The organism is Staphylococcus gallinarum (assembly GCF_000875895.1).
GTDB classification, from domain to species: Bacteria; Bacillota; Bacilli; order Staphylococcales; family Staphylococcaceae; genus Staphylococcus; species Staphylococcus gallinarum.
Genome location: NZ_JXCF01000112.1, coordinates 1 through 523, shown reverse-complemented (window position 1 = coordinate 523; position 523 = coordinate 1). Strand labels below are relative to the sequence as shown.

The 523-nt window shown below is 38.6% G+C and carries 1 protein-coding gene; it reads right to left on the bottom strand.

The window, feature by feature from the left end:
• Positions 1-523 (bottom strand): accessory Sec system protein Asp3 (gene asp3, locus SH09_RS15870; RefSeq protein ID WP_071225813.1); only part of this gene is annotated, 523 nt, incomplete at both ends.

Below are 523 nucleotides of genomic sequence, written 5' to 3'. Positions count from 1 at the left end.
CCTTGTAATGCATCACGCGTAAGCCCTGCTTCATCTACAAGAACCACATTGATTGTTGATGTATGTGCCACTTCATTCATAATGGTTGAAATCGTCAACTCTGACATCACTTGATCATCAGCTTGTGCTGTAATTTGAATTGCACGAAAACAAATAGATGTCGCCGCTGCGTTAATCATTTGTAGCTCATATGAAAATGCTGCTTCAGGATACGTAATCTCTGCTTCTTTTTGCTGTATAATCGCCTGATCAAGCACGACACCGTTACGCTTTTTAAAAATGACCTTAAAATAAACATGTCCTTCAGGTACCACATCATAATCGAACGTAAAGCGGTACGTATGTCCTTGTTTTAATATAGGCAATTGCGGAATGATTTTATCTGTATGATACACTGTCATCATCTTCCAAACATGAATCACACGACCGGAAGGCATCAAAGCATTTTCAAAGTAAGTCGCATCTTGATCTATTTTTAAATGCGTACCATACATAAACGTATCTGGTGTTATTTGCGTCCATC